23 protein-coding genes and 1 pseudogene are annotated in these 26954 nt (G+C 64.7%); 8 read left to right on the forward strand and 16 right to left on the reverse strand.

Translation table 11 applies throughout. The features are described from left to right. Positions 1–37 precede the first annotated feature (37 nt). Together FJ988_RS31090 and FJ988_RS02330 are read right to left on the reverse strand one after the other, a co-directional pair. Positions 38–179 (reverse strand): annotated as a pseudogene (locus tag FJ988_RS31090) (IS481 family transposase); the annotation flags it as partial. Positions 180–206: 27 nt separating this feature from the next. Continuing rightward, positions 207–1523 carry an O-antigen ligase gene (locus FJ988_RS02330; RefSeq protein WP_140815124.1) on the reverse strand — a complete coding sequence of 439 codons (1317 nt, stop codon included), beginning with the start codon at positions 1521–1523 and terminating at the stop codon, positions 207–209. Here FJ988_RS02330 and FJ988_RS30730 point away from each other — a divergent pair. Then, positions 1447–1686: a hypothetical protein gene (locus tag FJ988_RS30730; RefSeq protein ID WP_181183410.1), complete on the forward strand. Its 240-nt coding sequence runs from the start codon at positions 1447–1449 to the stop codon at positions 1684–1686. The two genes, FJ988_RS02330 and FJ988_RS30730, sit on opposite strands and share 77 nt — an antisense overlap. 126 nt (positions 1687–1812) lie before the next feature. Here FJ988_RS30730 and FJ988_RS02335 read toward each other — a convergent pair whose 3' ends face one another. The 4 genes from FJ988_RS02335 to FJ988_RS02350 all read right to left on the reverse strand — a co-directional run bounded on the left by FJ988_RS02335 (position 1813) and on the right by FJ988_RS02350 (position 7591). After that, positions 1813–2640, reverse strand: coding sequence for an SDR family NAD(P)-dependent oxidoreductase (locus tag FJ988_RS02335; protein ID WP_140815125.1), 828 nt, complete (start codon positions 2638–2640; stop codon positions 1813–1815). An 85-nt stretch (positions 2641–2725) separates the two neighbouring features. Then, complete coding sequence (locus FJ988_RS02340; protein WP_140815126.1) at positions 2726–3232, reverse strand: acetone carboxylase subunit gamma; 507 nt, start codon at positions 3230–3232, stop codon at positions 2726–2728. Positions 3233–3239: 7 nt separating this feature from the next. Beyond that, the gene (locus FJ988_RS02345) at positions 3240–5435 is read right to left on the reverse strand and encodes a hydantoinase B/oxoprolinase family protein (protein WP_140815127.1); all 2196 of its coding nucleotides are present in this window, start codon (positions 5433–5435) and stop codon (positions 3240–3242) included. Positions 5436–5449: 14 nt separating this feature from the next. Then, complete coding sequence (locus FJ988_RS02350; protein WP_140815128.1) at positions 5450–7591, reverse strand: hydantoinase/oxoprolinase family protein; 2142 nt, start codon at positions 7589–7591, stop codon at positions 5450–5452. Positions 7592–7701: 110 nt separating this feature from the next. Here FJ988_RS02350 and FJ988_RS02355 point away from each other — a divergent pair, with 110 nt between their 5' ends. The 4 genes from FJ988_RS02355 to FJ988_RS02370 all read left to right on the forward strand — a co-directional run bounded on the left by FJ988_RS02355 (position 7702) and on the right by FJ988_RS02370 (position 12973). Beyond that, a complete protein-coding gene (locus tag FJ988_RS02355) occupies positions 7702–8481 on the forward strand; it encodes a helix-turn-helix transcriptional regulator (RefSeq protein WP_140815129.1) in 780 nt (259 codons plus the stop codon). A gap of 142 nt (positions 8482–8623) precedes the next feature. Continuing rightward, on the forward strand, positions 8624–9274 hold the full coding sequence (locus FJ988_RS02360; RefSeq protein WP_140815130.1) for a bifunctional DNA primase/polymerase: 651 nt from the start codon (positions 8624–8626) through the stop codon (positions 9272–9274). Between the two features lie 8 nt (positions 9275–9282). Continuing rightward, positions 9283–11370 carry a glycosyltransferase gene (locus FJ988_RS02365; protein WP_140815131.1) on the forward strand — a complete coding sequence of 696 codons (2088 nt, stop codon included), beginning with the start codon at positions 9283–9285 and terminating at the stop codon, positions 11368–11370. Between the two features lie 37 nt (positions 11371–11407). Beyond that, complete coding sequence (locus tag FJ988_RS02370; RefSeq protein ID WP_140815132.1) at positions 11408–12973, forward strand: glycosyltransferase; 1566 nt, start codon at positions 11408–11410, stop codon at positions 12971–12973. Between the two features lie 22 nt (positions 12974–12995). On the opposite strand, the gene FJ988_RS02375 is transcribed toward FJ988_RS02370, so the two are convergent. The 10 genes from FJ988_RS02375 to FJ988_RS02420 form a co-directional block, all read right to left on the reverse strand. Next, positions 12996–14003 carry a glycosyltransferase family 10 fucosyltransferase gene (locus tag FJ988_RS02375; RefSeq protein WP_246688408.1) on the reverse strand — a complete coding sequence of 336 codons (1008 nt, stop codon included), beginning with the start codon at positions 14001–14003 and terminating at the stop codon, positions 12996–12998. Between the two features lie 60 nt (positions 14004–14063). After that, on the reverse strand, positions 14064–14645 hold the full coding sequence (locus tag FJ988_RS02380) for a DUF1349 domain-containing protein (RefSeq protein WP_140815133.1): 582 nt from the start codon (positions 14643–14645) through the stop codon (positions 14064–14066). A 5-nt stretch (positions 14646–14650) separates the two neighbouring features. Continuing rightward, the gene (locus FJ988_RS02385; RefSeq protein ID WP_140815134.1) at positions 14651–16090 is read right to left on the reverse strand and encodes an aldehyde dehydrogenase family protein; all 1440 of its coding nucleotides are present in this window, start codon (positions 16088–16090) and stop codon (positions 14651–14653) included. 118 nt (positions 16091–16208) lie between these two features. Next, complete coding sequence (locus FJ988_RS02390) at positions 16209–16694, reverse strand: hypothetical protein (RefSeq protein WP_140815135.1); 486 nt, start codon at positions 16692–16694, stop codon at positions 16209–16211. A 161-nt stretch (positions 16695–16855) separates the two neighbouring features. Beyond that, complete coding sequence (locus tag FJ988_RS02395; protein ID WP_140815136.1) at positions 16856–17749, reverse strand: sugar phosphate isomerase/epimerase; 894 nt, start codon at positions 17747–17749, stop codon at positions 16856–16858. A 102-nt stretch (positions 17750–17851) separates the two neighbouring features. Then, positions 17852–18790 carry an ABC transporter substrate-binding protein gene (locus FJ988_RS02400; RefSeq protein WP_140815137.1) on the reverse strand — a complete coding sequence of 313 codons (939 nt, stop codon included), beginning with the start codon at positions 18788–18790 and terminating at the stop codon, positions 17852–17854. Positions 18791–18870: 80 nt separating this feature from the next. Further along, a complete protein-coding gene (locus FJ988_RS02405) occupies positions 18871–19869 on the reverse strand; it encodes an ABC transporter permease subunit (protein WP_140815138.1) in 999 nt (332 codons plus the stop codon). Next, on the reverse strand, positions 19866–21362 hold the full coding sequence (locus FJ988_RS02410; RefSeq protein WP_140815341.1) for a sugar ABC transporter ATP-binding protein: 1497 nt from the start codon (positions 21360–21362) through the stop codon (positions 19866–19868). Before FJ988_RS02410 ends, FJ988_RS02405 begins: the two co-directional genes overlap by 4 nt. 44 nt (positions 21363–21406) lie before the next feature. Continuing rightward, complete coding sequence (locus FJ988_RS02415; RefSeq protein ID WP_140815139.1) at positions 21407–22777, reverse strand: carbohydrate kinase; 1371 nt, start codon at positions 22775–22777, stop codon at positions 21407–21409. Beyond that, positions 22774–23553: a DeoR/GlpR family DNA-binding transcription regulator gene (locus FJ988_RS02420; RefSeq protein WP_140815140.1), complete on the reverse strand. Its 780-nt coding sequence runs from the start codon at positions 23551–23553 to the stop codon at positions 22774–22776. The genes FJ988_RS02415 and FJ988_RS02420 overlap by 4 nt, the downstream gene beginning before the upstream one ends. 190 nt (positions 23554–23743) lie before the next feature. Between FJ988_RS02420 and FJ988_RS02425 the strand changes: the two genes are divergently transcribed. From FJ988_RS02425 to FJ988_RS02435, 3 genes are read left to right on the forward strand one after another with little or no spacing between them, the layout of a single operon-like run. Continuing rightward, complete coding sequence (locus FJ988_RS02425) at positions 23744–24802, forward strand: class II aldolase/adducin family protein (protein WP_140815141.1); 1059 nt, start codon at positions 23744–23746, stop codon at positions 24800–24802. A 7-nt stretch (positions 24803–24809) separates the two neighbouring features. After that, complete coding sequence (locus FJ988_RS02430; RefSeq protein WP_140815142.1) at positions 24810–26084, forward strand: FGGY-family carbohydrate kinase; 1275 nt, start codon at positions 24810–24812, stop codon at positions 26082–26084. Further along, positions 26081–26932 (forward strand): TIGR01459 family HAD-type hydrolase, encoded by an 852-nt coding sequence (locus tag FJ988_RS02435; protein ID WP_140815143.1) that lies wholly within the window; start codon positions 26081–26083, stop codon positions 26930–26932. The genes FJ988_RS02430 and FJ988_RS02435 overlap by 4 nt, the downstream gene beginning before the upstream one ends. The last annotated feature ends 22 nt before the right edge of the window (positions 26933–26954 follow it).

Genomic DNA, 26954 nt, shown 5'->3' on the forward strand with positions numbered 1-26954 from the left:
CTTGACGCTCTGGTTCATCCTCTCGACTTGGCCGCTGGTCCACGACCGTGGTCCGTCCCGTCCACGTCAGGACGGTCTTCTGGTCGACCGCATAGCGCTTGGTCAGTGCCCTTAAACTCTCTTGACCAATGCTGTACCGCCAGGCGGGTCGCCACTGTCGCTGTGGCGCTCCCATGCAGAAACCCGCAGCGCAGGGCCGAAAGAATTCATGTCCGGTCGATGACTATCGGCATACCAAACTGAGGCGAATAGGCGGTATCTTTTGCCCCGGGCCTCAGGACTTCGACGCCAGACGGAATCCGGCGTGCAGAAACAACGGGAAGCCGGGTTCGCTTGAAAAAGCAGAAATACATCAAGAATGAGCCGACGACAAAGGGGGGGAGTACTTCTACTTCAAAGAATGAACGAAGCAACAGCAGTGCCATCGCGCCGGCGAGCACGACCGAATCCGCTCTCCAGTCGCCGAACACCACTTTCGAGATATGGCCCCAGAAGGAAATCAATATGATCAGGGCCAGCATGGTCACGCCGATGAAGCCGAGTTCGACCAGCGCCTCGACATAGGTGTTGTGGAAATGGAAGCCGGTGCGGGTCGAGATGTAGAACTCGACCCATAGCCGCTCCGGATCGGCGAAACCCTGCACCCAATAGGCGGCATAGCCATAGCCGAGCAGCGGGCGCTGCTGCGCTGCAGCCCAGCCTTGTTCCCAGAGATAGGTGCGGCCGGTGAGTGTGGAATCCTTGCCAAACAGGCCTAGCAAAAGGTCGAACAAACCAGCATTGAGTGCCGCCACTACACTGGCCACCAGCGCCCCGGAACCGACTACGAAAATTACACGGCGATAGCGGAGCGAAAGAATTTTGCTCATGGAAAGCAAGGCGGCGATGCCAAGTCCGGCCGGCAGCGCAGCAACTGAGGTGGCCGAATGCGCGATCGCCAACGAGTACAGCGAAAGCAGGATGATCGGAGCTGTCCACAAGAAGCCCAGCCAATTGCGTCGGTAAAAACCGATAAAGACAAGGTAGAAAAAGACGCCGAGCGAGGCGAACAGGCCGACCTGGTTCTTGGAACTGAAGGCGCCGACGAAGTTGAAGGTGCCGTCCATGGTGTCGAGCGCGTAAGCGCCGACTTTCAGCGAATAGAGCAGGACGAAGAAGATGCCGATCAGCGAGCCCACCACCAGGGTGCGCACGTTGATGGTTCGCGCCGCGACATAGGCGCAGACGAGATGCGAGGAATATTGCACCGCCGCGCGCGCGCTGATGCCGGCGGCTTGCGACCAGAAGACGGAGAAGCAGACATAGGCGGCGAAAAGGATCGGCAGCCAGGCGCTCGACAGCTTCCAGGTGAAGCGCCGGTAGTCGACGAAGATCAGCGGTAGCCAGACGGCATAATAGGCAAGGATCAGGACCTGGCCGAAAAGGCTCGAATAGGCGAAGGCGATCATGGAGACCACGACGGCGAAGGTGCCGTATGTCTCGTTGCGGTCCGGATCGATCAGAATGGATTTCGGAATCTTCATGCCGGATTTTTGTCCGCTGAGCCCTTTTTTGGCCGGGCAAGCGCAGCAGCTTCCCGGCATCCATTGTGCAGTGCAGCATAACCTATCGCCATATGGCCGGCGGCTCAACCATAAACTTGCCTCCAGCAGCCCGGCGACAGGAGCGTGCCGCATCGCACAATGAAACGGCGGGAATGGGGCGGAGATCCAGGCATCAGGTCGAACAGCCGCGGACCCAACTTGGTTAGAAACATAGTAGCGGTGATGACCGGGAGCTTGAACCTGATGAAATACGGCGCCGTATCAGGTGCTACCACAAAGCCCCGCCAGTGATCTGGATGTTCTCCATGGTGATCCCCCTGGCGAGATCCGAGCACAGGAACACCGCAAGCGCGGCGATCTCTTCCGGTTGCATCATGCGCCCCTGGGGGTTGCCTTTCCTGAATTCGTCCATCAGTTCCTCGACGCTGCGGCCCTTGCCCTCGCGCTCGACCACCTGCGCCACATTGCGGCGCATCAGCTCGGTCTCGACCCAGGTCGGGCTGATCATGACGCAGGTGACACCGTGCGCAGCACCTTCGAGCGCGACGCAGCGGGTGAGCCCGAGCAGGCCCGCCTTGGAGGCGCAATAGGCGGGGTTATCCTTCCACCCGACGGATGCCGCAGTCGAGCCGATGTTGACGATGCGGCCCCAGCCGCGCTCGATCATGCCGGGCAGCACCGCACGGGTCGTGCGGAACGCCCCGGTTAGGTTGGTGTCGACGATCTTGTCCCAGAGCGCGTCGGAATGGCCGCAAACCGGCTGCTCGGCGGTGGTGCCGGCGGCATTGACGAGGATGTCCGCCGGGCCGACAGCCGCCTGGGCTTCGGCAAAGAAGCTGCCGGTGAGGTCACTGTCGCGCACATCAAGGTGGGCGGCGTGCACTTTGATGCCATGCGTCGCGAGCGACGACCGCACGCGCTCGATCTCGTCCGCGCCAGGATAATAGGCGGCATCCGCCCTGCCCTCCCGTGGCAGCGCCACATAGGAGCCGACGGCGACATTGGCGCCGGCCTTAGCGAGCGCCGTTGCGATGGCAAAGCCCATGCCGGAAAAGCCGCCGGTGACGATGGCGGCGCGACCGATGAGGTTTGTCATTGCCAGCGATCTCCATATCGGGCTGCACAGTAGCCTTTATTCAGCATCATTTTGGAGTCGCGTCCGAATTCTGGACATGCCGGCATCAGCCGCCTTTGCTTGACGGCTCGAGCGGCTTGCCCAGCCAGTCGCGATAGAAGCCTTCGAGGTCGGGCTCGAAGTCATGCACGATCGGATAGCCGGGCGCGGCCGCCTCGACCTCATGCAGCGTGCCGCATTCCGGACAGATGAACTCGCGTATCTCCATCCATTCCGGATCCGGCAGGTCGCTGTTGGGGTAGATCTCGCGCAGCAGTTCCTCGGTGTCGCGCACGATGATCGAGGCCTTGAGCTTCCAGTTCTTGCGATAGTCGCCGAAGGAATGGCCGCATTCGCACTTCGTGACCCGCTCGTCGCCGCTCTGGCAGATGAAGAGGTGGTCGCCGACGGGCAGCAGGATCGGTTCCTCCCAACCGACGCGATCCTGCAGCACCGCGACATATTTGAAGAAACGGTCGTCGTCCTTGTAGGCGCTCATGATGCGGCGCGTCTGCGGCCAGGGCAGCGTGCCGGCAACCAGATCGGCGATGACTTCCTTGCTGTATGAGGTCATGGTTCCCTTACTCCACGCCGAAGGTCGATTTGGCATCGACATCCCAGAAGGCCGAAAAATCCCTGGTGAAGCGCGCCGAAAGCTTGATCGCGCTGGCATACATCTTCTTCACCTCGGGCGCGAAATCTGCCGCCTTGACCCGCTCTCGCTCCTTGGCCACCCACTCCGAGACCGGCCTGGCGCGGGCCAGGCGCTGCGCCCGCATCTCGACGCGGTGGCGTTTTGTGGCGTCCAGATTGGCGACAGGGAAGCCCTCTTCGTCCTCGTCGAGCACGATACCGAAGATGCCTTGCGCCGCTTCCCTGGTGAGAAAACCGTTCTCGACGTCCCAGGCAGTCTTGACCGGGTCGCGCTCCAGCACGTCGCCATAGCCGCCGCCGCCATTGTAGGAATGGGTGAAGACGTCGCCGGTCTTGTGCGGCGCGGTGATGTAGGGGCCTTCCACGGTCACGTGCTTGCCCTCGAGCCGCACCTCCAGCTCCGAGCGATACGGATTGGTGCCGGTGTGGTGCGCCAGGGGCGCGCCTTTCTCGGCGAGCTCGAAGATGTTGGTGTCGCGCACCGCGCGGTGCTTCTGGCAGGTCGGCGCGGGATAGCCGCCGCAAAGACCGCCATTGTCGAAGACGCGGGACGAATGCTCCGACGTCACCAGCCTGAGATGATCGGTCTTGGAGACCAGCCAGGTCGAGAGAAAAGCGCAGCCGCCGCGATATTTGCCGGCGCCGCCGGAATTGGGAACGATCGACCGGCCGATATAGAGCATCGGCATGTTCTGTTCCCAAATCTCGATGTTGCCCATGTCGGATTCCGGGTTCCAGCCGACATAAGCGGTGTCGAGACCGTCTTTGATGGCGATGGCGCCAGAGCCCGCCGCCGCGCATTCGAAATGCGCCATGCCGAACAGAGTGCCGTACTGGCTGGTGCCGCCCATCTCGATCATCGGGCTGTTGACCTGGCCGACGAAGGCTTCCTCGACGAAGCCGCGGGCGACGAGGGAGCGTGCCAGAAGCCGTTGGAACACGCCGTAGGCCGGCAAGAGCAGTGCCCATGACGTCGCAGTCGCAGCCATTTCGCTGTCGGGATTCGTCCAGGTACCCTTTGGCAGTTTCAACTCGGTCGCCATCCAGGCGCCGTCGTTGACGAACCCCTCGAAGTTCATGGTCTGGGTCAGCGTCACGAACATGCCGCCATCCATGCCGGCCGGCGTGCAATTCATCGAATGGTAGCCCCAGGGCTGGGTGCCCTCGAAGTCCATGATGATTTTGCCGTCGGACGTGATCTGCATCTCGATCGGCATGTTGTAGAGCCAGTCGGGATCGCCGAGCGGCTGGTAGCCTGGCTTGCCGGCGGTGACATGGCCATAGAACGTATGGCCGCGATAGATGCCGGGCACGGTGAGTTGGCGCGCTCGTGCAAGTTGGGCGCGGCGGCCTTCCTCGATGAACTCCTTCGACACCTGCATCCAATAGTCGAGGCCGATCTCGTCGATCAGCGCCTTGACGCTCTCGCGCATGTCGATGCACGACGCCACCTTGGCCTTTTCGTCGAGGACCCAGTAGATCGGCATCCGGAGATTGCGCTCGCAGCGGATGACATAGTCGCGGCGCAGCTCGTCGTTCTGGCCGACCTTTTCGGCGCAGACGAACAGGCCCTCGGTGAACCGCTCCTGGGCAAGAGCCACGTCGCCGCCGGGAGTAATGCCGCCGGCCTCGAGCTCGTGGCAGACAGCGCCGGCCCAGCCGACCAGCTTGCCGGAGTGGAAGATCGGCATGACGTCCATCACGTCGGGCACCTGCACCGTGCCGATGAAGGCGTCGTTGTTGGCGAAGATGTCACCGTCGTTGATCTGTGGATTCTCCTCGTAGCCGTTGCGGATCATCCATTTGATGAAGCGGCTCATCGTGTGCACATGCACCATGATGCCGTTGGAAAGCGCGATCGCATCGCCTTCCGGCGTGTAGATGGCGACGACCATTTCGCCGACCTCGCGCACGCCTGGCGAGGCCGAGATACGGCGGGCCATTTCGCGCGCCGAGACGCAATAGGCGCGCAGCTTGGTGTGCAGCGTCTCGAATTTCAGCGGGTCCTGGTTGCGCAGCGAAAGTTCCGTGATGCCGTCATAGCAGCCGGTCCCTTCCATCAGCCGCTCGGATTCGATCAGCCTTTCGCGGATGCGCAGCGCAGAGGCGGGTTTGTCCAGCATGGCGTTCGCCCTTCTCAAGCGTGGGTGTAGTGCAGCAGCGTCCATTCATCGACATGGACACGGTCTTGCGGGTGGACGACGAGCGTGGTGGCGGGATGTTCGATGATGGCCGGACCGGTCACCTCGTGGCCGGGCTGCAAAAGGTCCATCTCGTAGAGATCGGCCTTATGCCAGCGCCCGCCGATATAGGCCTCGCGCACACCCTTGTGGGCGGATGCCGGATCGGACTTGCCCATGGGACGCTTGACCAGTATCGGCTTCACCTTGTCGGCGGTGGCGATGACGCCGAGCTCGGTGATCGAATAGCCGGCCTCGCCATAGCGCGAGACGCGATGGTTGACCTTGGCGTAGACCGCTTCGAACTCGGCGATCACCTTGCGCATGTCGTCGGCGGAATTGACGGCCGACAGTGGCGCCATCACCTCGACGTCCTCGAGCTGGCCCGTATAGCGCATCATCAGGAACGGCACGGTCTTGATCTTGTCGCGGGCATGGCCGTCGGCGATCATCTCGTCGACCGCAGCCCTGGTGAGATCGTCCCAGACATTGGTGACCTTCCTCCCGAAGGCGGCCAGCTCGTCGTCGCTGGCGCGTGCGCCGATGTCGTGCTGCGTCGACACGGAATGGCGGCGCATGAAATCGGCGGTGGTGCAGCCGAAGGCCGAGAAGGCGGCGGCGAACTGGAAGGTGATGATGTCCTTGAAGCCGATGCCGCGCGAGCAGCCAGCGAGGTGAAGCGGCCCAGAGCCGCCATAGGAAAGCAGCGTGAATTCCGATGGATGGATGCCCTGGCCTGAGATGACGCGGCGCAGCGCGTTGTTGGCGTCGGCTTCCAGCATCTCGATCATGCCTTCGGCTGCTTCCTCGACGCCGACGCCGAGCACGCGGGCGCATTTTTCCTCGAAAGCCTGCCGCGCTTTCTCGACCTGAAGCACGACCTTGCCACCGAGGAAGTAATGCGGGTTCAAACGGCCGAGGATGGCGTCGCAGTCGGCGATGGTCGGCTCGGTGCCGCCCTTGGCGAAGCAGATCGGGCCGGGGTCGGATCCGGCGCTTTCCGGTCCAAGCGAGACCTTTTTCGTCAGCGGGTCGACCTTGAGGATCATGCCGGCGCCGGCGCCGATCGTGTCGAGATGCAGCGTCGGCACGTTGAGCTTGAAGCGATCCATCAGCGGCTCGTTCTCGATCCGCGTCTGGCCGCGGGTGATGACGCCCATGTCGAAGGAGGTGCCGCCCATATCCGAGCAGATCAGCGAGTCGTTGCCGATCAGCTTGCCGACATAGGCAGCGCCCAGGATGCCGCCGATCGGTCCGGAGATCATGGTCTCATGCAGGCGCGGATGATTGATCGAGGTCAGGCCGCCGAAGGAGAGCAGCGTCTGCACGCCGTATTTGAAGCCGTATTTCTTCGAGACGTCTTCGATGCCCTTCAACTGCTTGCGGCCGCGCGAGGTGGCGTAGGCCTCGATCAACACCGAGTTCAGCCGCGACTGCTCGCGGATGACCGGGCGTACCTCGTGACTGGTGTAGACGAGGATGTCGGCGCCGGCGGCCGCGATCTCCTCGCGGCAGATCTCGGCGATGCGCTTCTCATGCGCCGGATTGACGTGCGAGAAGACGGTCATGATGCAGATCGCCTCGACCTTGTCGGCGATCAGCTTCTTTGCCGCCGCATGCACTTCGTGCTCGTAGAGCGGCAGGATGATGTCGCCGAACTGGTCGATGCGCTCGGTGACGCCATGGGTGCGGCGGCGCGGCACCAGCGGATCGGGATGATGGTGGGTCACCGCATGCAGGCGGTCGGCATAGGAGTAATCCGCCCACGCCTGCAGGCCGCGGCCCATCAGGATCATGTCCTCAAGGCCCTTGGTGGTGATCAGCCCGAGCTTGCGGCCGGTGCGCGACAACAGCGTGTTGAGCATGCCGGTGCCGGAATAGAGCACGACGTTAACGCCGGAGAAGAGATCCTGCAGCGAGATGCCCCAGGCCTCCGCCGCATCCTCGGCCGAGGCGAGGAAGCCCTCGGCCTCGTTCTTCGGCGTGGTCGCCGACTTGCCGATCTTGAAGTGACCGTCCTGATCGACAAGGATCGTATCGGTCATGGTGCCGCCGGCGTCGATGCCGATGACGATTGGGTTGGTCGTGATCTGGTCCACTGGTCGCTTTCCCTTGCCGAGAATGACCGCAGGCTAGATTCGATCGCGCCGATCGCGCCATATGCCTAAAGACACAATGACGCTTGGGCCGGGTTCGCCGAGAAAAGGGTATGCGCATGGGCAACATCTGGGCGCCGCTGGCCAGAGCGATCGCGGCCACCGGCACCGACCGGCATGTCGACTGCCTGATCGACCTGATCGGGGCCGACATCGCGCATGACCTTGTGACGGTGACGCGCTATTCGGCGACCAGGACGCCGGAATTCGTCAAGCACCGGCGCTTCTCCGACGCGATGGTGCGGCGCTATCTCGACGATTACTACGTCTTCGATCCGTTCTATGCCTCGTGGCGCAGCCGGCGCCGGCTCGGCATCATGCCGCTCAAGAGCCTTGCCAACGAAGAGGCCAGGCGCGGCCAATACATAGCCGGCTTCCTGGCGCAGTCGGAGATTTGCGACGAGGTCGGCATCATGCTCGCCGATGGCGGCGACTGGTGCCTCGGCATCTTCCTCGACCGCTCGACCAGCGCCTTCAAGGACAGCGAAATCGCACTGCTGGAGGAGCGTCTGCCGGTATTCGAGGCGCTGCATGCGCTGGACATCAAGGCGCGTGGCTCAGACTTCTCCCGCACCTCGGCGCCGAGCGGCCCCGGTGCCACGCCGCAGCAGAAACCAAAGATACCGGAGAGCCTCTGGCCGGAGCTGTCGCTCCGCGAACGCGAGTTGGTGCAGTTGGTCCTGGCCGGGCATCCGACCGCCAATATCGCGGAGCGCCTCGGCATCACGGTCGGCACGGTGAAGAACCATCGCCGCCGCATCTACGAAAAGCTCGACATCACCACCGAGCGCGAGCTTTTCCTGCAGTTCTTCCAGCATAGGATCGACGTCTAGCGCTTCAGCACTATCTAGGCGATCGATGATCGCAGGAATTTGGGCGGGAGCGCAGGTCGATGTTGCTGCGCTACTTGACCAAGCCGGCGATGGGTAAAAAGATCGACTGGGGAATGCCATACGGACGGCGGAAAGCTGGCTGATGCAGCGTGGGGTGTTGACCGACTATGTCTTGAAACTGCGGGACCGCGGCTATGTCTGCCTGCCGCTTCGTGCCGGCGGAAAGCATCTCGACCTCGCGGCCATGGCGTATGATCCGTTGCATTGGCGGACGCTGCGCAAGGATCTGAAGGAACTGGCCTTCACTTCGATCGCCTTCCATCTGTCGCAGAAACCGCCCGGCAGCGAGGAGATCGCCCGATGGTTTCGCGGCTTCTCCGGCAATGTCGGCATATTGGGAGGATACGCCAACCTGCTGGTGCTGGATTTCGACGACGCCGCCGGCTATCGCAATTGGCTGGACGGTCACAAGGAGATCGCGAGCCGCACGCCGATGGCGAGATCGCCCGTCGGGTTCCATGTCTATCTGAGAAGCCGCGAGCCGACGGTCTCGTCCAGCCTGCATTTCGGCATGCGACGGGTTGGCCATGCCAAAGCGCTGGGCGGCTACATCGTCGCCAGTCCGTCGTTGCTGAAGGACGGCTCCTGCTACAGCTGGATCGACGGCCAGTCGCCGCTCGACGTCGAGCCGCAGGCCGTCGACAGCCTGGCCAGCCTGTCGCTCAGTCCGGTGTCGCCGTTCAAGCATTTCTACGACCGTTTGCTGAGGCGCGGTTTCTTCGAACGGCAATGAGCGCGCGAATGGCCGCGGACATCAGCGTCGTCATTCCGGCGAAAAACGCGGCGGCAACGATCGAAGCCGCGCTTGGCAGCCTTGTTCCCGACAAAGCGCTGATCCTGGAAATCCTGGTGATCGACGATGGATCGGACGACCGGACGGCGGCGGTCGCAACCAGTTGCGCGCAGCGTCATGGACTGCCGGTGGACGTTCTCAGCGTTCGTCTCGGCAGCGCCGGGGCCGCGCGCAATGCCGGTATCGCGCAGGCCAAGGGCGCGTTCATTTTCTTCCTCGACGCCGACGACGCGGTGATGCCCGGAAGCCTGTCGCTGCTGCATGCCGCGCTGACAGGCCGGGCTGGCGCCGGCATCGCGACCGGCGCCAGCATCAGGCGTACCGAGGGTCGGCCGGACAAGCTCAAGACGCCGCATGGCTATGGACCGGACAAGCGCCGGAACGCGTCGCGCTATCTTCGCAACGAACTTTGGCCGATCGCCATGGGGAGCGCGCTGGTGGCCAAATGGGCGACCGCCGATGTCCGCTTCCCGGAGGCGATCGGGCTCGACGAGGATACCTGCTACTGGACCGCGCTGCTGGCGCGCGCCGACGTGGTCGCGATCGATGCGCCGGTCCTGCTCTACAATCATGACGAGGAGAGGATGACCCGGCGGTTCGTAGCGGCGCCACGCGAAACCTTCGTCGCCGTCGCAAAAGAGCTGGGACGCCTGACGGCAGCCGGCGTCGACCGGGATGCGCTGCAATGGCGCAAGGCGTGGGTCGCGCAACGCATTGCGCGCCAGTTGATCAAGCACCGGATGTTCAAGGACGCCGCCGGCATGATGCGCGCCGTGCTGGCGCATCGCGAACTGGGGCGCGGCTGGAAAGCGCTCCAATACCGGGGCCGGATCCTGTTGGGGCGGCTGAGCCGAAACCAGGTCAAGGCACCGGGCCGCAAGAGGCGCACATTGATCGTCAGCTTCGATCCGGCGTTTCCAGCTGTCTCGGGCGCCGACCTCAGGACCTTCGGCAATGCCTCGGCCGCCGCAACCTTCGGGCCTGTCCGCCTGGCGTCCATAAGGGCCGCTGAGGACATAGCCCCGCCCTCGGGTATTCGAACGGTCTCGCTTACAGATCAGGCGGACACCAAGTCGCACTCGGTTGGCTGGCGCAGGATAAACGGCGAAAACCGTATCCCACGCGTTGCACTGACGCGTCTCAAGCGCCTGGCCCGGGAGTTCCGTCCCGATACGATCGTCGTCGAGAGCATCTGGCTGTTCAAGCTGCTGCGACCGTTGCGGCGCCTGACAGAACAGCTCATCCTCGACATGCACAACATCGAATCCAGCGTTGCCGAGCAAGGTCCAGCCGGCCCTGGACAGTTGGTGCCCTCTGATATCCGGAAGCTGGAACAAAGGGCCGCGACAATCGTCGATCGCATCTGGGTCTGTTCGCATCTCGACCGCGAACGGCTGGCGGCTTTTGTCGGGCGACCGATGCCGATCGATGTCGTGCCGAACGGCATTCCGCGCGCCGCCAGCATGGCCGCGGAACTGCCCGCCGCGCCTGCTACCGCCAACGGCTTCCCAACCATCATCTATGTCGGGCATCTCGGCTACGGACCAAACGTGGAGGCGGCGGAAAAATTGGCGAACGTCATCCTGCCGCGCATCCGGCGCGCGCTGCCCAGCGCAAAACTGCAGCTTGCCGGCCGTTCGCCAAGTCCGCGCAGCCGGGCGCTGGCCACGCTGCATGGGATCGAGCTGATCGACAGCCCCGAGGATATCGGCCCGCTGCTCTCGGCGGCGCATCTGACCATCGTCCCGCTCGCCATGGGCGGCGGCACGCGCATCAAGATCCTCGAAGCGATGGCCTGGGGTGTTCCCGTGGTCGCCACACCGCTCGCGGTCGAGGGACTCGATCTGGCGAATGGCGAGGACGTGCTGCTCTCCTCCAGCGATGAAGGCCTTGCCGACCTGGCGGTCGAGCTCTGTTCCAATCCCGCCCGCATGGCCCGACTGCGCGCCGGCGCGCACCAGACCGCATGGTCTCGTTTCGGACCTCAGGCAACCCGCGAGGCGGTGAGCCGGGGGCTGGACAACACCGGGCAATGACAGCCACCGTGCCGACCGATCGAATGACGAGCCGCCGATGATCCCAAAAATCCTGCACCAGACATGGAAGACGGACGCGATCCCGGCGCGCTTCCAGGCCTATGCCGAGAGCTGGAAGCGCCACAATCCGGACTGGACGGTGATGTTCTGGAACGACCGGACGCTGCTCGAATTCGTTGCCGCTCATTATCCCGACTTCCTGCCGGTTTTTTGCAGCTATCCGTCCGGCGTGCTGCGCGCCGACGCCGGCCGCTATCTGCTGCTGCACCATTTCGGCGGCGTCTATGCCGATATCGACTGCGAATGCACGGCGTCGTTCGACGCAATTCTTGACGAGACGCGGATCGTGTTCTGCAAGGAGCCGGACACGCATGCCCGCGTGCAGGGCGATTTTCGCGGGCTGCCCTATCTCCTGTTCAACGGAACGATGGTTAGTCCGTCCGGGCACCCGTTCTGGCCGCACCTTATGTCGTTTCTGCCAGGCCTGGTGCATGCGAAGCAGGCAATCGATGCGACCGGACCTTGTGTGCTCACCTCCGCGCAGCTCTCCTACCCTGACCAAGCGGCTTTCGCGATCCATCCGGCGGATTTGTTCTCGCCCATCGATTCCGACGGCAGGCCGGCCGGCGGCAACGGACTGACGCTGTCTATCCATCATTGGGCCGGGACGTGGTGGACGCCGGAAAAGCCGCCGCGCCTGCGGCACAGGCTGCGCAAGCTGTTCTACCAGGCCCGGCACCGCGTGACGCGCGGAGCGGTGCTCGATGAAAGGGCCGCCAGGCAAAGCGTGAGCCCATCGGCGGTCAGCGCACCGCCCCCGACGGGACGCAACCTTGCCATACTGGCGCCGCTGCGCGATGCCGAGCAGCATATCGAGCCCTTCCTCGCGGCCGTGGGCCGGCTCGACTATCCACGGGACCAGATCAAGCTCGTCTTTTGCGAGGGCGACAGCTCGGACGGCAGTTGGGAGCGGTTGCAGGCTGCAACGGCGACCATCCGCGCGGCTTACCGCGGGGTCGTTCTGCTGCGCAAAGAGCTCGGCACCAAACTTGAGCACGCCAAACGGGCCAACCGGCGCCTGCAGCGGACAAGGCGCGGCGGCATCGCCAAGGTGCGTAACCATCTCATCGATCACGGCCTGGCTGAAGACGACGACTGGGCTCTCTGGATCGACATCGACGTCTGGCGCTTCCCGGCCGATGTCGTGAAGCGTTTGATCGACACGGGGGAGCGCATCGTCACGCCGCATTGCGTGAAGGTTCCGGGCGGCGACAGTTTCGATCTCAACAGCTTTGTCACGGTGCGGCACGCCAGGGATTTCCACTACTATCGCCATCTGCGCCAGGGCCTCCATCAACCGCCCAGGCTCGCGCAAGGCCGGCTGCATCTGAGCGATGTCCGCCACCTCGAGCGCATCGGCCTCGACGGCGTCGGCGGGACGATGCTTCTCGTCGATGCGGCGCTGCATCGCGGCGGCCTGCGTTTTCCGGAACTGCCCTATCGCGACCTGATCGAGACGGAGGGTTTCGGCGCCCTGGCCAATGATCTCGGGATCAGGCCGATCGGGCTGCCGCGGCTGGAGATAGAGCACGTGCCCTGGTGATTTGCGTGGCTGGCGCGAGCAATCAGCGGGCGCGGAATTTTCCGCGCCAGCGCAGCGCGCGTGCCGACAGGAACGCCGCACGGCCGAATGGCGGATAAGGCCGGCCTGACGGCGGGCCGGTCCGTGTCGCCAGACGTTGGTTTACGAGTTCGGCCAGACGGCATCTCGGCGGGCTTGCAGCCCGCTGCAACCTGTCCACCAGAGCTTTAGGCAGCGGCTTCGAGCGCCAGGCGAAATAACGCTCATAGTCCCGCGGCGTCTCGGCCAGATGCCGCAGATAAGCTGCCAACTCCGACGGAGTGCCGAAAGAAGTCGCGTCGATATAGGAGTGTTCCGGAACGAAATCTGCGGCATTCGGCGCGCCGAGATAGACCGGCACCGTGCCGGCCGCCAGCGGATCGAACATCTTTTCCGTGACGTAATCCGGGGCGATCGAGTTTTCGAGCGCCAGGCAGAAACGATAGCGGCCGATGGTTTCAAGCTTCGTTTGCGTGCCAAGATCCGGACCGTCGATATGCCGATTGGGATCGAACTTGCCGTAGCGGTCGACGCCGATATGGCGGGATAGTTCGGGGACGAATATGCCGCGCCCGCTCTTGTTGATCCTGGAAGACTGGAAATGCACCGCCAATGCGGTCTCGGTCTTGCGCGGTATCGCCAATCCACGCGCGGCCTCCCACCAGCCGGCTTCGGGCAGATAGGGTATCCAGACATCCGATCCGGCCTCATAGGTCATCGTGATGTCAAAGTGGCGCATGAAAGCCGGGTCGACCAAAGCGGGGTAATTTTCAATGCTCTCCATCGACCAGGCCACCCAGAGCTGTCCCGGATATTTGCGGGCATCGGCGATCTCTTTGAGATTCGGCACATGGAAGACGACGGCTGCCGCTTCCGCCAATCTGCGTCGGTCGGTCGTCCACTCGACAGGAACATCGCAGCGAGGAATGGCGCCGAGGTCGACGGCCTTTCTGAAATAGCGCGTCCAGAACAGGATAAGCGGACGGTTCAGCGGCATCTGGCTCTGCGACATCAAGCGGTGCCAAGTCTTACGCCTTTCGCGGCGCCCGCGAAAGGACCGCCGCAGCAGCAGTCAGTCGTGGAGGTCCCTGGGGATAGCCGGCCCGACGGTGAAATCCGAGAAGGTCGCTTCAAAGCCCTCGCGCTGTGGCGAGCAGCACATCATGCCGACATCGACCGTCTTCGAGATCGGGAAATAGGCGAGCCGCACCGGCTTCCAACGGCCATCCGCGGCGTCCAGATATTGGATGCGGATCGCCTCGGCGTGGCGGGTCAGGCGGATGCGGACGCCGTCGCTGCCGGCGACGATGTTGACCAGCGACCAGTCGGAGGTGTCGTTGGTGACGACGACGGAGAAATAGGCCAGCCCATCGGTGTATTCGATGCCGGCCTTGATCCAGTGGTTCTCGCTCAGGCGCAGCATCAGCCCCGCCTGATCGTAGAGCACCTCATACTTGCCGTTGACGGTGACCTCCGCGGTGAAATCACCGTCGACGGACCGGTAGAGAAAATGGCCGTTGTCGCGCCAGAAGCCGTAAAACGTCTCGCGCCAGAAATCGGTGTCCTTGCCGGTGCGAACGGTGAGCGTCCCGTCGCCGAACACGTGGTGCGGCGGCGGGTTCAGCCATGTCATGCCGGCAAAGTCGGGTGCCATGCTCGTCAGCCGGCGAATGTATAAGCCGTCTTCACCGTGGTGTAGAACTCCATGGCGTAGCGGCCCTGCTCGCGCGGGCCGTAGCTGGAGCCCTTGCGGCCACCGAACGGCACGTGGAAATCGACGCCCGCCGTCGGCAGGTTGACCATGACCATGCCGGCTTCGGAATTGCGCTTGAAATGCGTGGCGTGCTTCAGGCTGGTCGTGCAGATGCCGGAGGTGAGACCGAAAGGCGTGTCGTTGGCGACGGCCAGCGCCTCGTCATAGTCCTTGACGCGGATGACATTGGCGACGGGGCCAAAAATCTCCTCGCGCGAGATGCGCATGGCGTTGGTGGAGCCGGTGAACAGCGTCGGCTGCAGATAGAAGCCCGGCGTTCCGCGCTCCAGCCGCTCGCCGCCGAAGGCGAGCGTTGCACCTTCCCTGACACCGATGGCGATGTAATCCTCGTCCTGCTTCAGTTGCGTCTGGTCGACGACCGGGCCGATCTGCGTCTTGGCATCCAGCGCATCGCCGATGACAAGCTTGTCCAACCGCTCCTTCATCGCATCGACGAAACGGTCGTGGATGCCTTCGGTGACGATCAGGCGCGAGGACGCGGTGCAGCGCTGTCCGGTGGAAAAATAGGCGCCGTTGATGGCGCAATCGACGGCGACCGCAAGGTCGGCGTCGTCGAGTACGACGAGCGGGTTCTTACCGCCCATCTCGAGCTGGAACTTGCGCATATGCTCCACGCTTGCCGCGGCGACGCGCTTGCCCGTGCCGACCGAACCGGTGAAGGAGATGGCGTTGACATCCGGGCTGTCGAGCATCGCCTGGCCGACCACCGAGCCCTTGCCCATGACGAGGTTGAGCACGCCCTTGGGCAGGCCGGCGCGGTGCAGGATATCGACGATGGTCCAGGCGCTTTCGGGCACCAGCTCCGCCGGCTTGAAGACGATGGTGTTGCCATAGGCGAGCGCCGGCGCGATCTTCCAGGCGGGAATGGCGATCGGAAAATTCCACGGCGTGATGATGCCGACCACGCCGACGCCTTCGCGCGTCAGCTCGACGCCGACGCCCGGTCGCACGCTCGGCACCAGTTCACCCGAGAGCCGCAGCGTCTCGCCGGCGAAGAAGTCGAAGATCTGGGCGGCGCGGATCGTCTCTCCGATGCCCTCGGCCAAGGTCTTGCCCTCTTCGCGCGAAAGCGCGCGGCCGATCTCGTCCTTGCGCGCCATGATCTCGTCGGAAGTTTTCTTCAGCACCGCATGGCGCGCCAGCGGCCCGGAGCGCGACCATGCCGGGAAGGCAGCCTTGGCGGCGGCGATGGCCTGCTTTGCCTGCTCCGGCCCGGCGGAAGCATATTCGCCGACCACATCATCGGTGTTCGACGGATTGATGTTGCGCGAGCCGGCCTCGCCCAGCCATTCGCCATCGATGAGGTTCTTGCGGTGCACGGTCATTTTGTTTCCTTGAGTTTTTGGTCGCGGCAACCATCGGCCGGTCAATTGTCAGACAAATGATATAGTCATTGTCCAGGAGGAGGTCTACCTGCGATCTTAAACCTGGAGCGGCCCGCCGTCAGGTCGAGAACGACCAGAAAAGGCAGGCCAACGTAACCGCGCCAAAGATGACGAAGAACAGGCTTCTGAGCAGGATATTGCGCCGCAGCTCGTTCATGGTGAGATGCGCGGCTACGATCGCCGCGACGAAGAGAAACCGCCAGTTGACCAACGCCCAGAGCACCTCATGCTGGCCGAAGGCCCAGCGGGCGACAAGCGAACCGACAATGGTCGCGAACAGCGTAAGCGTCGCCCAGAAGATCGCGTCGGCGGCATGGGTCAGCACGATGCCGGCGGCGCGGATCGGCAGGATCATCATCAGCATGGCGCCGAAGAAATAGATGGCGGCAATGGCCAGGAAGGAGCCGGCGTCGGCAATGCCGTCGAGGCGCTTCACGCCATAGGCGCCATAGGGGTAACCGTGCCGCGCCACCGCCAGAGACAGCGCCATCAGCAAGGCGCTGAAGAGAGTGACCAGTGCGAATGTGCCGAGGGCCTTGCTCATGCCGTTTCCCTGTCGAGACGAATCAACAGGAGTTTAGCAGAGCATGATCCTAGGCAGCCGCAATTCACCGCTCGATGCTCTCGAAGGCGCCTGCCCCGTGCGCGATGTTCTTCGCCATGACCGTCGGCCCGATTTGGGCAGCCTCGCCGGCAAGCTGAATTTCAGGGCTTCTGGCTCGCCGTGACGAGTTCGGCCTTGCGCCGCGCCGTCTCGAGGCCGACCGCGATGAAGCGGCGCGCGTGGCGGGCGAGCTCCATGTTGTCAGTCCACAGATTGCGCCAAATCGCGGTCTTCTTCGACAGGTTCTCGTCGACGATCTCCGATGAGAAGGATTCGAAGCTGAGGTCGTCGCGGTAGCCGATCGCCGTCAGCGCGTCGAAGATGGCGGCGAAGTCGATGCTGCCGGTGCCGAGAAAGCCGCGATGGCTTTCGCCGATATGGACATAGCCGATCTTGCCGGCCGCGTTGCGGATGGCCAGCGCGACATCGGCCTCCTCGATGTTCATGTGGAAGGTGTCGAGATGCAGGAAGATGTTGTCGGAGCCGGTGTCCTCGATGAAGGCCAGGCCTTGCGCCGCGGTGTTGAGCAGATTGCTTTCGAAGCGGTTGACGATCTCCAGATTGAGCGTAACGCCGGCGGCCTTGGCCGTACTGGCAACCCTGGCCAGCGTCGTGGCGCTGCGGTTCCACTGATCGAGGGTCGGCGCTTCCGTCTGCAGGCCGTGGCTTGCGGAGAGGATGCCGCCGACTTTCCGGCCGCCGAGATCGCGGGTGAGCGCGACGGTGCGGTTGAGTATCTCGACGCCGCGCGCGGCGACCGCCTTGTCGGCGCTGGAGATATCGCCGTCGGCCGGCAGGCCGATGCTGATTGCCACACCGAGACCGAGATCGGCGATACGTTTGGCCAGCCTGCCGATGTCTACATTGGCCGGATCGAGATAGGAGAACTCGATCAGGTCGAAGCCGGCCTCCTTGGTGTTGACCAGGGTGCGCTCGATGTCGTCCTGCGCCGAACTCGCCGACCAGACGAAAGAGTGGATTCCAATGCGCGACATCTTCGTCTCCGTCGGCTTCTGAGTAGGGTGGCGAAAGCGAAATCGGTTCCGAGGACAAAGTACGGCCGGGTTCAGCCCGGCCGTACCGGTTTGGGGCCTATCTCAGCGGGCCGCGGTCCAGCCCTTGTAGTCCTTGAGGTTGTCGGCGGTGATCAGCTTGGGATCGAGCAGCACGACCGGTTCGGCCGGCTTCTTGCCGGCAAGCACGTCGGCCGCCATCGTCAGCGACTGACCAGCCATGACATAGGGATCCTGCGAGGCCGACGCCTTGATCATCGAGGTGCCGGAGGCGAATTCCTTCTCGATATCGGGCGCGCCGTCGACGGCCGTGATGATGAACTCGGAACGGTTGAGCTGCTTGGCCGCGAGCTGAGCGCCGATCGCCGTCGGGTCGTTGATGGCAAAAACGGCATCGATCTTGTCGAAGCGCGTCAGCAGCGACTGGAACACCTTCAGGCCGCCGTCGCGTGAACCTTCGGCATTCTGATCGTCGGAAAGGATCTTGATGTCGGGGTGCTTGGCCAGCAGATCCTTGCAGCCCTTGACGCGGTCGAGGATCGACGACGAGGCCGGGCCGTTGAGGATGACATAGTTGCCCTTGCCGCCGGTATGGTCGACCAGATACTGGCAGGATTCCTCGCCGGCCTTGACGTTGTTGGTCATCACGGTGACGTCGGCGCCGGGAGCGGAGACGTCGAAGGCGGCAACCACGATGCCCGCGGCCTGCGCCTTCTTGACCGCCGGCGCGATCGCCTTGGCGTCCACGGCGTTCAGCATGATCACGTCGACGCCAGCGGCGATGAAGGAATCGATCTGCGAGACTTGCTTGTTGAGGTCGTAGTCGGCCGAAACCGAGGTCACCTCGACCTTCGGATTGATCTTCTTGGCCGCGTCCTCGATGCCCTTGATGGTGGCGACGAAGAACGGGTTGCCGAGCAGGCCGACGGAGATGCCGACCTTGTTCAAGTCCTTTGCCGATGCCGGCGCGATGGCGACGGCCGCGAACGCGGCGCCGCAGAGCAGTTTGGTGATGGTCTTCATTACGCTTACTTCCTCCGATTGCCCCGCGCCTCTCACGGTGCGTTACACAAGCCGGTCGTTGACGCCGGCGACCAGGTCACTCACGTTCTCGCCCCTGCCTGGAGCCGGTAGCGGTCGAGGGCGACCGCCACGATGATGACCAATCCCTTGATGATGTACTGCCAGATGTCCGAAACGCCGGCCAAGATCAGTCCGTTGGACAACACCGCGATGATCAGCCCGCCGATCAGCGTGCCCCAGATGGAACCGACGCCACCGACGAAACTGGTGCCACCGAGAATCACCGCGGCGATGGCGTCGAGCTCATAGGACTGGCCGAGTTGCAGGCCGTTGGCGGCATAGAGCCGGGCCGCGGACATGACGCCGCCGAGGCCGGCGAGCAAACCGGACACGCCGTATACGAAGAGCAGCACCAGCGGCACCTTGATGCCGGTGAGGCGCGCCGCCTCGGCATTGCCCCCAACCGCATAGATCCAGGTGCCCAGCACCGTGCGCTTGAGCACCAGCCAGGACAGCACCACCACCGTCAGCGCGATGATGACCAGCCAGGGAATGCCAAGCAGCGAGCCATTGCCGATAAAGTCGAAAGGCAGATCGGAATTGAACACGGTCGTGTCCTCGCCGAGCAGGCGGGCGATGCCGCGCACGGCGGTGAGCGAGCCCAGCGTGACGATGAAGGGCGGCAGCCTGATATAGGCCACGAGCAGCCCGTTGATGACGCCGAAGCCGAGGCCGACCGCAATGGCGGCGGGAATGCCGAGCATACCGATGTCCGGCACCAGCGACACCAGCACCGCAACCATGGCGGAGGCGGCGAGGATCGAACCGACGGAAAGATCGATGCCGCCGGTCAGGATGACGAAGGTCATGCCGGCGGCGAGCACGATGTTGATCGACGACTGCTGCGTGACGATGAGCAGATTGGTGCCGGTGAGAAAGCGCGGATTGATGAGCTGGAACGCAACGGCCAGCAGAACCAGCACCGGCAGCATACCGAGGGCGGCGAAGACGGTGCGCAGCCGTCGGCTCCTGACGGCCGCCTGATCCGTCGCCGTCGCGGTCATTGCCTTGTCGGTCATTGCCGAACCGCTCCCGTTGCAAGTTCCATGATCGCTTCCTGGCTGAGCGGCGCGACTCCGGACGCCGCCACTTCGCCGACGATGGCACCGGCGCGCATTACCAGCACGCGATCGGCGACGCCGATCACCTCCGGCAATTCGCTGGAGATCATCAGGACAGCGATGCCTTTGTTGGCTAGGCTGTCGATCAGCCGGTAGATTTCGGACTTGGCGCCGACATCGACGCCGCGTGTCGGCTCGTCGAGGATGACCACGCGCGGCTCGGTCTCCAGCAGGCGTGCCAGCAGCACTTTCTGCTGATTGCCGCCCGACAACGAGCCGGCATTGGCCTGAGCCGACTTGGTGCGGATCGAGAGGTCGGCTATGGCTTTAGCGGCGCGCCTGTCGGCAGCCGAGAAGTCGCGAAACCCTGCTGCCCGCGAATCCCGAGAGAGCACGCCTACATTGATATTGTCCGCTACCGACATGTCGAGGAACAGGCCGAGTTCCTTGCGATCCTCGGTGAGATAGGCGATGCCGGCATCGAGCGCCTGCCGCGGCGACGCGATCGCGACCGCCGCGCCGTCGAGTTCCAAAGTGCCGGCGGTGCGCCTGTCGGCGCCGAAGATCAGTCTGGCAAGCTCCGTGCGGCCGGAACCGACAAGCCCGGCCAGCGCCAGCACCTCGCCGTGATAGAGGTCGAAAGAGCAGTCCTTCAGCAGCCGGCCATCCGACATGCCGCGCACAGACAGCGCCACCCGGCGCTTCTCGTCAGGCGGCCGGTGATCCTTCTTGTAGAAGGCCGAAAGGTCGCGGCCGACCATCATCGAGACCAGGCGCGAGGCGTTGAGATCGGCGCGTTCGAGCGTGCCGACATAGCCGCTGTCGCGCAGCACGCTGACCCGGTCGGCAAGCTGATAGACCTCCTCCATGCGGTGGCTGATGTAGATGATGGCGATGCCCTGTGCCTTCAGCGTCGCGATGACCTCGAACAACCTGTCCGTCTCGCGCGAGGTCAGCGACGTCGTCGGCTCGTCCATGACGATGATGCGGGCGCTGGTCGACAGCGCGCGGGCGATCTCCACCAGTTGGCGCTCGCCGAGCGACAGGCTGGAAACCAGTGCGCGCGCCGGGAAAGAGACCCCGAGCCGCTCGATGATCTCGGTGGCGCGTCGGTTGCAAAGCTCGCGGTCGACGACGCCGAAGCGCCTGGGCTCGCGGCCGAGGAAGATGTTCTGCGCTACCGTCAGGTTGGGCGCCAGCGACAGTTCCTGATAGATGACGGCGATGCCGTGGGTACGCGCCTTGATCGGGTCGCCGGTGGCGACCGGCACGCCGTCGATGAGAATCTCGCCGCCGGCGTCCGGCCGATAGGCGCCAGACAGCACTTTCATAAGCGTCGACTTGCCAGCGCCGTTCTCGCCCATCAGCGCGTGCAGCTCGCCGGCGTTGACGGTGAGCGACACATCCTGGAGCGCGCGCACGGGTCCAAAGGTCTTGGAGATGTGACGCATCTCCAGGACCGGCCGGTGTACGGCCTCGACCGCCGCGGCCGCGCTCACCGCGCGCCTCCCGCGACCTTGGCGGCGACGCCGCGCTCGAAGGCAAGCCCGCGCCAGTCCTTGCGGTAACCGGCAAGGCCATCGAAGCGCGCGGCACGGACCGGCTGCGGCGCCTCGGCGGCAAATGCGCGGCCGACGCTTTCGAAGGCCAGCGCCGCGGCGCCGGTGGCGCTGCCCTCCAGCGTCGCGCCCTGCATGAAAGCCTGGCCCGGACGCAGCGTGGCCAGCAGTCCGGCAAGCAGGCCGCCCGTGTTCAGCCCGCCATCGACGATGACCGTGTTTTGCGAATGGATCAGGTCGAGCGATAGGTCGACCATCAGCGCCACATAGAGGAGCGCCGCGGCGGCGCGCTCCTCGGCATCGGGGGCACGCCCGACAAGCTCGCCGCGCCGGCCGGGCATCGGGCCGCCGGGCGCGAAGCTCGGCAGGGCCATGATGCCGGCGTCGATCACGCGCTGGATCGCGCCGGGCGCAATCGCGCCCTGCCAGTCGCCGCTGATCGCGGCGAATTCGCGTCCGCCCATGAAGCGGACGGTCGGCACCGGGCCGCCGTCGACATCGACATTGACCAGCATGTCGCGGTCGCGGTCGAGCTTATCCAGCGGACAATCCGGATTGAGCACGATCACCCAGGTGCCGGTCGAAACAACAGTGAGCGAGCCGAGCTGCTGCCGGCGATAGGCATGGAGCGCGGCGTTCGAATCGTTGTGGATGGCGACCGGCCGCCCGGACTTGCCGAAGCCCCGCTCGCCTATCACGGCGCCGGCCCGGGCCATGGCTGGCATGCGGCCGCGCCAGCTCTCGGCATCGACGAGGGAGGAGAAGTCGCGCCGGCGCGGCGCCCACAGATGCGAGTGGCAGCCGAGATAGGAGACCTCGGAGACGGCGGCGCCGCCGAAGCGCCAGCTCCAATATTGCGGATAGCCGAGTATCGATCGCGCCGCGGCGAAGGCGCGGGGCTCGACCTCGTTCAGCCACAGCATGTGGCGGCCATAGTTGAAGCCGAGCGGCAGGCGCGGCGAGAAAGTCTCGGCGAAGTCCGGTATGCGGCGGTCGATGCGCGCCGCGATACCGGCAGGCGGCTCCTGCTCATAGTCGAGGATCGGATGCGTCAGCGTGGTTTCATCGACCAAGGCGAAGGTGCAGCCGTGACCGGACACCATCAGGCCTTCGACGGCATGGCGATCGACGGCGTCGCCGACGGCGCCGAGCGCCCAGTCATACAACGCCGCCTCGTCGAGCACGCCGAGGCCGCCCTTGCGAACCCAGCGAGGCTTGGTTCGCCGTTCGTCGAGGATGCGTGCGGCCTCGTCGAAGACGAACAACTTCGAATTGGTCTTGCCGAAGTCGAGCACCGCCAGTTTCACTGGACGCTCCCCGAAGTAGCAGCGATCCGCACGGCGACTCCGGCGTCCTCCAGCATGCGCGCGTCCGCGTCGGACAGGCCATCGTCGGTCACCAGCGTGCCGATTCGCGACAAGGGGAGCGCAATGCTGCGCGCCTGGATCTGCAGCTTGCGGCTGTCGGCCAGCACAACGATCTGGTCGGCGCAAAGGCTGAGATCGGCAATGGAGCGGACCAGCAAGGGGTGCGATTCGAGCACCCCGTCCTGGCTGACGCCCTGCGCGCCGAGAAAAAACTTCGAAGCGTAGAAAGGCGATGTCGCGGTCTGCGAATGGATAATGCCGGGCTCGCGATGCAGGTCGCCGCCGGCAATCGTTAGACTGCAGTTGCCATGGTCGCCGAGATAGGCGGCGAGCGGCATCGAATTGGTGAACAGGCGGATGTTGCGGTCGGCGAGCCTGACGCCGAGATGGAAGCAGGTCGAGCCGCCATGGACGATGACGGCGTCGCCGTCGCGCACCATGGTCGCGGCGACGGCGGCGATCTGCCGCTTGGCCTCGACCGCCAGATCGCGATTCTCGTCATAGGGCCTGGCGTAGGCGATCACCTGCGAGGCGCCGTCCAGCGCCGAAATACCGCCATAGACCTTCCGGGCCTCGCCAGCCTCGTCGATCTTGTCGATGTCGCGGCGGACGGTCGCGGCAGAAACGCCGAGACGTTCCTGCAGCTCGCGCACCGACGCGAACGGCCGATCGCGCAACAGCTCGACAATCTGACGCTGGCGGCCGGAGTCGCTCAATATTTCCTCCCCGATGCCACTTTTCGATGGCATTTGGCGTAACTTACTCAACATTAGTTGGATTGCAAGCGAGTTTTGATCATACTCAATCATAGTTGACGGATGTCGCTCATATCTGCGATATCAGCGCCAGATTGCGGTCCCTGTGGAGGGGCCTGCAGGATGCGGCCAGGCCGCTGGAGGACGCGTGATGGCGATCGGAGCTGATGCGCTCAACTTGGCGGATGCGCAGGAACTCGCCGCCTTGAGGGCGCTGTCGGCCGACATCGGCAGCAGCCCGCATCTCACCCAGGGGGCCGGCGGCAACACGTCGCTGAAGGCAGCCGACACGCTGTGGATCAAGGCCTCCGGCACCTGGCTGAAGGACGCGCTCGCCGCCGACATCATGGTGCCGGTGGCGATCAGCCCGCTGATCGAAGCCGTCGAACGGCGCCATCCGGACGCCGATCTGCCGCAGCGCTTCACCATCGAGGCGCTCAATCCACGTGGACTGCGGCCGTCGATCGAAACCACGGTGCATGCACTGATGCCGCAGCGCGTGGTGCTGCATGTTCATTGCGTCGACACCATCTCGCTCGCCGTGCAGGCCGACGGCGAGGCCGAGGCCGGGCGGCGCCTCGATGGGATCGAATGGGCCTATGTTGCCTATCGTCGGCCGGGCCTGCCGCTCGCCCAGGGCATCGCCGAACGGCTGCGGCCAGGTGTCGATGTGCTGATCCTCGGCAATCACGGGCTGGTGGTGGCGGCCGAAACCGTGGCCGAGGCGGAACTTCTGCTGCGCCGGGTCACCATGCTGCTGGCGCGGCCGGTACGCGCGGCGGCGCCGCCCGACATCGCCGCCCTGCTCGCGCTGGCCGGAGACAGCGGCTACGGCCTGCCCGCCGATATCGAAGCGCATGCGACGGCGATCGATCCGGAAAGCCTGCGCATAGCCGAAGCCGGCAGCCTCTACCCCGACCACGTCATCTTCCTCGGCCGGGGCTCGGTCGTGGCGAGGCCCGGCGAAAGCGCGGCGGACGTCGTTCGGCGCATCGGCGCAGCGCCGGCGGCAATCATGTTTCCCGGCATCGGCGTTCTGATGCGCGGCGATGCCGGTGCCGGGGCGCATGCCATGCAACGCTGCCTTGCCGACGTTACCGCGCGCGTCGACGTCGCGGCGCGGCTGAACTATCTCACCGACTCAGAAAATGACGAGTTGATCAACTGGGATGCCGAGCGCTATCGCCAGAAGCTCAACGCTGCGGACTAGGCAGACGATGGCGCGGTTGGCGGTCGGCATCGATATCGGCACCTCCGGCGCGCGCGCCGTCGCCATCCGAGCGGACTGTTCGGTAGCCGCGCGCGCCGCCGTGCCGCTCGCGCGCTTCGGCGCGAATGGTCGCGATCCGGTCGTCTGGTGGGCGGCGGTCGAAGCGGCGCTGCAGGAGCTTGTCCGCGGCATCGATCGGGCGGCGGTGTGCGCTATCGCCGTCGACGGCACGTCGGGGACGGTGCTGCCGGTCGACGGTTCCGGCCGGGTGTTGGCCGAGCCGCTGATGTACAACGACAAGGTCGCCGACGAGACGATCCTCGCGGCAGTCGCGCGCGAGGCACCGCAGACCAGCGCGGCGCATGGCGCGACATCGGGCCTCGCCAAGGCGCTCTTACTCCAGCGCCTGCCCGGCGCCGCCAGACTGCTGCATCAGGCCGACTGGATAGCCGGACAGTTTTCCGGCCGCTTCGATATCAGCGACGACAACAACTGCCTCAAGACCGGTTACGATGTCGAGGCCGGTCGCTGGCCGGACTGGGTCGCCAGGACCGGCATGCGCGTGGAACTGCTGCCCGAAGTCGTGAGGCCAGGCAGCGTGACCGGTAGAATTGCCACCGGTACCGCCGAGTTATTCGGCCTGCCGCGTGACGTCGCCGTAGTCGCCGGTACGACGGACGGCTGCGCCTCGTTCCTGGCCACGGGTGCCGCGGCCGCTGGCGACGGCGTCACCGCGCTCGGCTCGTCGCTGACCCTCAAGATCCTGTCGGATCGGCCGATCTCGGCGCCGCGCTACGGCATCTACAGTCATCGCCTGGGCGATGCCTGGCTGGCGGGCGGTGCATCGAATACCGGCGGCAAGGTACTCGCCCAGCATTTTTCAGTGGCTCGCATTGTCGAACTCAGCGCGGCAATCGATCCGGGGACGAGCACCGGGCTCGACTATTATCCGCTCGGCGCGGCCGGCGAACGCTTTCCAATCGCCGATCCAACGCTGCCGCCGCGCCTGCTGCCCCGGCCGGCATCAGACGCCGACTATCTCAAAGCCATGCTGGAAGGCATCGCTTCCATCGAGGCGCTCGGCTATCAGCGGCTTGCCGAACTCGGCGCGCCAAAACTGACGTCGGTGCGCAGCGTCGGCGGCGGCGCCGCCAATCCAGCCTGGACCGCAATCCGGCGGCGCAAGCTCGCCGTCGATTTCCTGCCCGCACTGTCCGACGAGGCGGCCGCTGGCGCGGCGCGGCTCGCGCTCAAAGGCGCAGACCAAGCGGGGCTGCTGTGAGCAAGCCACAACCGCCGCACCTCGACGGGGTCGAAGCGCTGGCCGAGCGCTACGAAGTGTTTCTGCTCGACCAGTTCGGCGTGCTGCATGACGGGCAGCGGCCCTACCCCGGCGCGGTGGAAGCGCTCTCCGCGCTGCGGCACGCCGGCAAGACGGTCGTGCTGGTCTCCAACTCCGGCAAACGCGCAGAGCCAAACGAGCAGCGCCTGCTCAAGCTCGGCTTCCAGCCGGGCAGCTGGGATCATTTCGTCTCGTCCGGCGAAGTGGCGTGGCGCGACTTCGACAGGCTTGTGGTCAACGGGAAATTCCGCCTCGGCACCAGATGCCTGCTGATCAGCCGCGACGACGATCGCTCGGCGATCGAGGGCCTAGCCTTCAGACTCGCCAAGGACGGCAACGACGCAGAGTTGGTGCTGATCTCGGCCAGCGAAGGCGATCGCTACGACCTCGACCATTACCGCGCGCTGTTCGCTCCGGCGACGGCGCGGCGGGTGCCGTGCTTCTGCACCAATCCCGACCGGATCATGCTGACGGCGGTCGGGCCGCGCTTCGGCGCCGGCGCGCTTGCCGATCTCTACGAAAGCCTCGGCGGCAGCGTCGTCCGCATCGGCAAGCCCTATCCCGAAATCTATCACGCCGCGCTGGCGCTGGCCGGCAATCCGGAACCCGGCAGCGTGGTGTGCGTCGGCGACAGCGTCGAACATGATATCGCCGGCGGCGCCGGTGTCGGCGTCGCGACCGCGCTGGTGCGGTCGGGGATACTGGCCGACGCCGGCGACTTGACGGGCCTTTTCGACGAGCACGGCGCCTATCCGGACTTTATGCTCGACGCTTTCCGCTGGCGCTGAGCCGGGAACAGCTCCGGAATCT

It is taken from the genome of Mesorhizobium sp. CU3 (assembly GCF_006442965.1).
Classification (GTDB): domain Bacteria; phylum Pseudomonadota; class Alphaproteobacteria; order Rhizobiales; family Rhizobiaceae; genus Mesorhizobium.